A 704-nucleotide genomic window follows, 5' to 3' on the forward strand; every position below is an offset into this window, starting at 1 on the left:
TATTTCGTTAGTTGATTTCAAATGGAACAATGATCGCATTATCGCCACCAAAATCATTTCTAATATGGGAATAAAATATGCAGGAGCTCAGTATATATGGTGGAAGAAAAATAACGAAGTCACACTTTATGATCTTTTGGATGATCCAGAGGAAAAAAAACCTATACTCTGTACAGATGAATCAATCTTATTATTCTAAACAACTCAGGAAATATTATGAAAAAACAACCTTTTAATGTACGATTTTTCGTCGCTTTAAGTTTATCACTCTTCGGTTCAATCAATGCCTTTGCGAATTCCTTAATCATTCAGGTTCCAGATGATCCAGAACCAACAACTCAGACCATTTTCTATCAATGCGATATGGGAACAGTTAAAGAGCGTGTTGAAGCAACCTATCACACTGCTGGTACTATTGCGCTTGTTGATTTAAAATGGAAAGATAAGCGCATCATTGGTTCCAATGTCATTGCTGCTTCTGGAGCAAAATATGTAGGAAGCGAATATATTTGGTGGGCAACCAAAAACGAAGTCATACTTTATGATCTCATTAATGATCCTAAAGAAGAAAAACCCATCCACTGTGTAGAAGAAAAAAGCACAGAGTAAAATAAGGCTGTTCAACTTCAAAAACCGCACTGGCTTTCATCGCATGATGTTTTTTCTGATTCGGACAATTTTTCTTGCGTCTGATGCAATAAGAG

2 protein-coding genes are annotated in these 704 nt (G+C 35.8%); both read left to right on the forward strand.

The window, feature by feature from the left end; genetic code table 11:
- Positions 1–199 (forward strand): MliC family protein (locus ACFINO_RS10530; RefSeq protein WP_375655796.1); only part of this gene is annotated, 199 nt, incomplete at its 5' end.
- A 17-nt stretch (positions 200–216) separates the two neighbouring features.
- On the forward strand, positions 217–609 hold the full coding sequence (locus tag ACFINO_RS10535; protein ID WP_011181401.1) for an MliC family protein: 393 nt from the start codon (positions 217–219) through the stop codon (positions 607–609).
- Positions 610–704: the final 95 nt, after the last annotated feature.

This window comes from Bartonella sp. AA83SXKL, from assembly GCF_042196965.1.
Classification (GTDB): domain Bacteria; phylum Pseudomonadota; class Alphaproteobacteria; order Rhizobiales; family Rhizobiaceae; genus Bartonella.

Coding starts and splice junctions, on each gene's coding strand:
- ACFINO_RS10535 (WP_011181401.1), top strand. CDS start 217: ATGAAAAAACAACCTTTTAATGTACGATTTTTCGTCGCTTTAAGTTTA.